Source organism: Geobacillus sp. Manikaran-105 (assembly GCF_002809955.1).
Taxonomy (GTDB): domain Bacteria; phylum Bacillota; class Bacilli; order Bacillales; family Anoxybacillaceae; genus Geobacillus; species Geobacillus thermophilus.
In genome coordinates this window covers 1-5248 of sequence record NZ_PIJG01000086.1, presented here as the reverse complement: position 1 = coordinate 5248, position 5248 = coordinate 1, and the positions used below count along the sequence as shown (strand labels likewise).

Genomic DNA, 5248 nt, shown 5'->3' with positions numbered 1-5248 from the left:
GATGCAACCCCAAGTCAAGGAAGGAGGACGAAGTCCGTTTGCACTTCTGGGGAGTTGCAAGCCCCCACTTCAAGCGTTAGCGAAGTGGGGGTAGTTGACGTTGTTCCCCTTTCTTTGTTTGTACATACGTTTTGATTATACTCCCGCTTGTTTCGTTTTTGGAAACGAAATGCGCTGCAAAAAAAAGCGGCTTTGGACGCGAAAGAGAAATCGAAAAGGGGAGATTTCAGATGGAACAATGGGTGATCCGCGATGCGACGGCGGCCGATTTGCCGCACATCGTCCGCATTTACAACGAAACGATCCCAAGCCGAATGGTGACAGCGGATTTGGAACCGGTGTCGGTGGAAAGCCGAAAGGCGTGGTTTGAAGCGCATGATCCTCACCATCGGCCGCTTTGGGTGGTGGAAGATGGCGGCGATATTTGCGCCTGGCTCAGTTTCCAATCGTTTTACGGCCGCCCGGCGTACCGCCATACGGCGGAGGTGAGCATTTATATTGCCGAATCGCACCGCGGTCAAGGATTGGGGACGAAGTTGCTGAAGCAAGCGGTCGACAAGGCGCCAGCGCTTGAAATAAAGACGCTGCTCGGCTTTATTTTTGCGCATAATGAACCAAGTTTGCGGCTTTTCTCCCGCTTCGGATTTGAACGGTGGGGATATTTTCCGCGCGTGGCGGAACTGGATGGGGTGGAACGCGATTTGGTCATCGTCGGCAAACGGCTTGTATAGAATGGCGTCCGATGGGGCACGGATAATTATGACAATGCCAAGAAAGAGGGAATGACATGAACGTTATGCCGATTCGGCTGTTTACGATTCAAGACGGCGAAGGATTTGTCGCCGACGCCTTTCAATGCCCGGTGACCGGCAATTTGATTTATAAATCGTCCGGCACGCCGTCTGTCATCGCGTACACCGATCTCACAGACTGGCAAATTGCGCGCTTGGAGGAATACGGATTCCGCCGGCTCGAGGTGGCGTCCGGGCGAACGGCCGCCCACGAAGGCGGCATTGAAGAACTGCTCCCGAAACAATAGCAGCGGGTTGTCCTGCAGCCCGCACCAAAACAGCCTGTCCGCACCGGACAGGCTGTTTCATTGGCAGGGCGTCAAGATGCGGGCAGCCGGGCGTTTCGAGCTGCCATCGTCCGCCCGCACCGGTCATGTCCCCCGGCGGACGAACCAATAGAGCGCGGCCGCCGCCAGCAAACCAAGCAACGCATAAACAACGGGATGACCCGCGCGGTCTTTCGGCGCCGCCTCTTGATCGGAAGCAGACGGTTGATCGGCGGCCGGGCTGCCAGCGGGCTTCTCGTTTGCCGGCGTGTTGCCATCAGGCGGCTGGTCCGCCCCGTTTGGCGTTGGCTTTTCATCCGCCGCTCCCCTTCCGTACATGCCCGCCCCCGTCCGTTTCGCCTCGTTCAACGCGGCGCGGACACGGTCTTCGTATTTGTAATCGCCATAGTCATAAAAGTCTTCCACCAATCCCGCTTTGGCAATCTCCTCTTGCAGCAGGCGACCGTCCACCCACACCCAGGCGAGCAGCCGCTGGTATTTGTCGAACAACGTATTCCCGTCTGTTTCAAGCACAATATCCCCTTTTTGCAGGCGGGAGCACGTGAACTGGCTCGCTTCTTTTCCATATGGCTCGACTTCGATCGTGCTTTCCGGGGTGTCAATGAACAAAAAGCGGGTTGTATACACATGGCCGTTCACACGGAATTTGGCCGTGTCACCGTCCACGCACCCTACCAATGCCGCTTTGTATGTCCGGCCCAGTCGCAGCGAAGCATCGCCCTCTTTTCCCCCGAGCGCATGGCCGTCGAGGTCAATGCGGTCAGGAGTGAGGTTTCGCTTGCATCGTTCATTGCCGTTGTATTTCTGAATAAGTTGGACAAGCTCTTCTTTCGTTTTCGCCTGTTTCGCGAGCGCAGTCGGTTCATGCAGCAAGTACGTGCAGTCGCTGTTGCGAAAATGTCCGCCCAATTCATCTAGTTCGCCACGATGGGCGGCTGCATATATCGGGGCCATCATCACCAAACAAACGATCATGATCATCATTCGCTTCATCGTGATCCCCTCCCCGCGAAATCAGAAAACAAAAAACCCTTGCCACGCAAGGGTTTGACGGATGGAGCATACCGGGCTCGAACCGGTGACCTTCGCGCTGCCAGCACGACGCTCTCCCAACTGAGCTAATGCCCCAAACGATATGGATCATCTGTCCATGTTCCATTATATATAGTTTGTCGGCTGTTTGCAATCCTTTTTTCATCAGCCGCTTTCAATATCGACATGGACGACGGCGTCGATGGAGCGAATGACGTAGTAAAGTTCGGCGGTCGAGCGCTTTTGGTCAATGACGGCTCTTAGTTTCAGCAAATGTTCATTCTCTTCAACGTCTTTAATGCGCATCGTTTTAATGTTGATGTCCTGTTGTTTTAAATGGTCGATGACCTTTGTAATGTTTTTGGCGTCCGCCACGGTGATTTGCAACAGCACCTCTTTTTCGCGCAGCTGCTTCGGCCCGAAAAAGTTGATTAAAAATGGAATGAGTTCGACGCTGACAATGAGCAGCGCCACACCGAACGCCGATTCCCAATAAAAGCCCGCGCCAACCGCCACGCCAATCCCTGCCGCCCCCCAAATGATCGCGGCGGTCGTCAGCCCGGTAATGCTGTCGTTGCCGCGGCGCAAAATGACGCCCGCTCCCAGGAACCCAACCCCGGATACGATTTGCGCGGCAAGGCGGAGCGGGTCCATTGTGATATGGTCTTTAAGAGGAAAGACGTACGCCGATTCGATCGAAACGATCGTAAGCAGGCAACTGGAAATGGAAATGACAAGGCACGTTTTCAAGCCGACCGGTTTTCGCTTCAATTCCCGTTCCAACCCGATAATCAGCCCGAGGATGGCGGAAATCCCTAATTTGAGGAACGGATCAAACATCATTTTTTCTCACCTCGTTCATGGTATAATGAATGTAAAAAAATGTTGGTGAGGAGATGGAAACATGAAGCCGCCAAGCATAGCGAAATCGTATGCTGCGTTATTGATCGGCGCGCTTGCTGTGTCGACATCGGCCATTTTCGTCAAATGGTCGGAGGCGCCGTCGGCCGTTATCGCGTTTTACCGGCTTTTTTTCGCGGTCGTCATCATGACGCCGTTTTTTCTTCGCCATATCCGCGAACTGAAGCGTATTTCCCGACGCGACTGGTGGTTTTCGATTTGTTCCGGCGTGCTGCTTGCGTTTCATTTTATTCTTTGGTTTGAATCGCTCGACTATACTTCCGTCGCCAGCTCGGTCGTGCTTGTGACGCTGCAGCCGCTGTTCGCCTTTGCGGGCGGGGCGCTCTTTTTCCGTGAGCGGCTGACGGCGGGCGCGCTCGCAAGCGCTGTTTTGGCGATTGCGGGAAGCGTCTTGATCAGCTGGGGCGATTTTCGCGTCAGCGGCGAAGCGCTCTATGGGGACATGTTGGCGTTGGTGGCGTGCGCGATGGTGACGGCGTACTGGCTGTTCGGCCAAGAAGTGCGCCAACGGTTGTCGCTCATGACGTATACATATATCGTCTATGGCATCAGTGCGGCGGTGTTGTGGCTGTACGCGATGCTGTTTCGCCTTTCGCTGGCGGCGTATCAGCTGACGGATTGGCTTTGTTTTCTCGCCCTTGCCGTCATTCCAACGCTGCTCGGCCACTCGGTGATGAACTGGGCCGTCAAATGGGTGAGCGCCTCGACGGTGTCGATGGCGATTTTGTTTGAACCGGTCGGCGCTTCGGCGTTGGCGTACTGGCTGCTCGATGAACCGATCCGCCTGTTTCAATGGATCGGCGGCATTTTTATTTTAACAGGAATCGGGCTGTATTTGTGGGAGAAAAACGAAAAAGGCCCGCTAACGATACAAGAAAGCAGCGGACCCTAACGTCCCGGCGATCCATGGCAGACGGCCGAGCGGCAGGCGGAGTTCGTCGAAGCGGCGGGCGAATTGGGATAAATAAGCGAAGTTCATTTGTGTAATATGAGGAAGAAGATAGGCGGATTTCGTCGCCCACTGCTTCCGCCTCCGGTTGAGGGCGGCGATGATGCCGTCCGCTGTCTCGATGCCGATGCCGTGTCCGTAAAACAAGCCATCGCCCAAATAGATCGTGTTCTCCCCTTGCCATTGCGGTGTCAGCGGATCAACGTCCGGGTTTTTAAAATAAAGGCAGTCCCCGGGGAGAAAGTGTTCTCCCTTTTTCGTTTCGATACCGAGGTCTTTGTCCGTATGCCAGTCATACAGCAGCAAATTGGCAAACAAACGATTGAACGCCGACACGTCAATCCCTTCAAGCACCGCTTTATAAAAAACGATGACGATCGCCGTCGCGCACTCAAAGGCGTACAGTTCGCTGTTGACAAAAATATCATTGATGGCGTCCGATGGAAGAACGTCTGGCCGAAGCTGAAACCCCCCGCGCTCATCCCGCAGCCAGAACTGGCTGTTGCAGCGCGAAAAACGGAAAATGGCAAACTGCGCCCGGCTTTTCGCCAAGTCCACCGAGGCTTGAACGATCTGGCTGCGAAGCTTGATTTCAAACAGCAGTTGCTGTTCGTTCGGATACGTATATAGTTCAGGGGAAGACACAAGGGCGTGCAAAATGCGCTGTTCATTCGGCGGAAGCGAGGACGAGCCGGAAACGTGAAAACCGGACGGAGATGACAAGATGCGAATCAACGCCAAGATGCCTCCTTCAAGAAAGTAAAAATCAAGTAAGTGATGATATATTATTGAAATGTATGCGCCCGCCGCTCCGCATATTCGTCTGTCTTAGGCGGACAAGTTGCCAAGGCAGCGGGCGCCGTATTCCAACATGATATAAAGGAAGAAGGGGGCAGCAGCGTCGCAAAAAAAAATAAAAAAGGTATTGCATTTTTATTTTTGAGGTGATATATTAAATAGCGTCGCTGCTAGAACGAACAGTTCGGACGCGACGGACAAGAAAAACAGTTGACAACGAAAAGATGTTATGTTAATATAAAGAAGCTGCTTGCGAGAGACAACGAGTTGATGAGGAAGTGAAATTCCTTGCATCCAAGCAGCGCGATCGTTCCTTGAAAACTGAACGAAACGAAGCGCGTGCGCCATGACCATTGGTTTTGGCGCTGAACAAGCCAATCAACTTTCTTTGGAGAGTTTGATCCTGGCTCAGGACGAACGCTGGCGGCGTGCCTAATACATGCAAGTCGAGCGGACCGAACGAGGGCTTG

At 53.7% G+C, this 5248-nt stretch carries 6 protein-coding genes, 1 tRNA gene and 1 rRNA gene; 4 read left to right on the top strand and 4 right to left on the bottom strand.

All coding sequences use genetic code 11. The features are described from left to right. Positions 1 to 230: 230 nt before the first annotated feature. Together CV945_RS16075 and CV945_RS16070 are read left to right on the top strand one after the other, a co-directional pair. The gene (locus CV945_RS16075; protein WP_033010730.1) at positions 231 to 731 is read left to right on the top strand and encodes a GNAT family N-acetyltransferase; all 501 of its coding nucleotides are present in this window, start codon (positions 231 to 233) and stop codon (positions 729 to 731) included. A gap of 56 nt (positions 732 to 787) precedes the next feature. Then, entirely contained in the window at positions 788 to 1039 is a 252-nt protein-coding gene (locus CV945_RS16070) for a hypothetical protein (protein WP_033010731.1), read from the top strand. Positions 1040 to 1162: 123 nt separating this feature from the next. Here CV945_RS16070 and CV945_RS16065 read toward each other — a convergent pair whose 3' ends face one another. The 3 genes from CV945_RS16065 to CV945_RS16055 all read right to left on the bottom strand — a co-directional run bounded on the left by CV945_RS16065 (position 1163) and on the right by CV945_RS16055 (position 2953). Then, positions 1163 to 2071, bottom strand: a complete 909-nt coding sequence (locus CV945_RS16065) for a thermonuclease family protein (RefSeq protein ID WP_033010732.1) — start codon at positions 2069 to 2071, stop codon at positions 1163 to 1165. 62 nt (positions 2072 to 2133) lie between these two features. Continuing rightward, a tRNA-Ala gene (locus CV945_RS16060) sits at positions 2134 to 2206 on the bottom strand. A gap of 69 nt (positions 2207 to 2275) precedes the next feature. After that, positions 2276 to 2953 carry an MgtC/SapB family protein gene (locus tag CV945_RS16055; protein ID WP_033010733.1) on the bottom strand — a complete coding sequence of 226 codons (678 nt, stop codon included), beginning with the start codon at positions 2951 to 2953 and terminating at the stop codon, positions 2276 to 2278. Positions 2954 to 3014: 61 nt separating this feature from the next. Between CV945_RS16055 and CV945_RS16050 the strand changes: the two genes are divergently transcribed. Beyond that, positions 3015 to 3923, top strand: a complete 909-nt coding sequence (locus CV945_RS16050; RefSeq protein ID WP_033010734.1) for a DMT family transporter — start codon at positions 3015 to 3017, stop codon at positions 3921 to 3923. On the opposite strand, the gene CV945_RS16045 is transcribed toward CV945_RS16050, so the two are convergent. Beyond that, a complete protein-coding gene (locus CV945_RS16045) occupies positions 3894 to 4715 on the bottom strand; it encodes a protein-glutamine gamma-glutamyltransferase (protein WP_050368716.1) in 822 nt (273 codons plus the stop codon). The two genes, CV945_RS16050 and CV945_RS16045, sit on opposite strands and share 30 nt — an antisense overlap. Positions 4716 to 5163: 448 nt before the next feature. Between CV945_RS16045 and CV945_RS16040 the strand changes: the two genes are divergently transcribed. Next, positions 5164 to 5248 (top strand): 16S ribosomal RNA (locus CV945_RS16040); the annotation flags it as partial.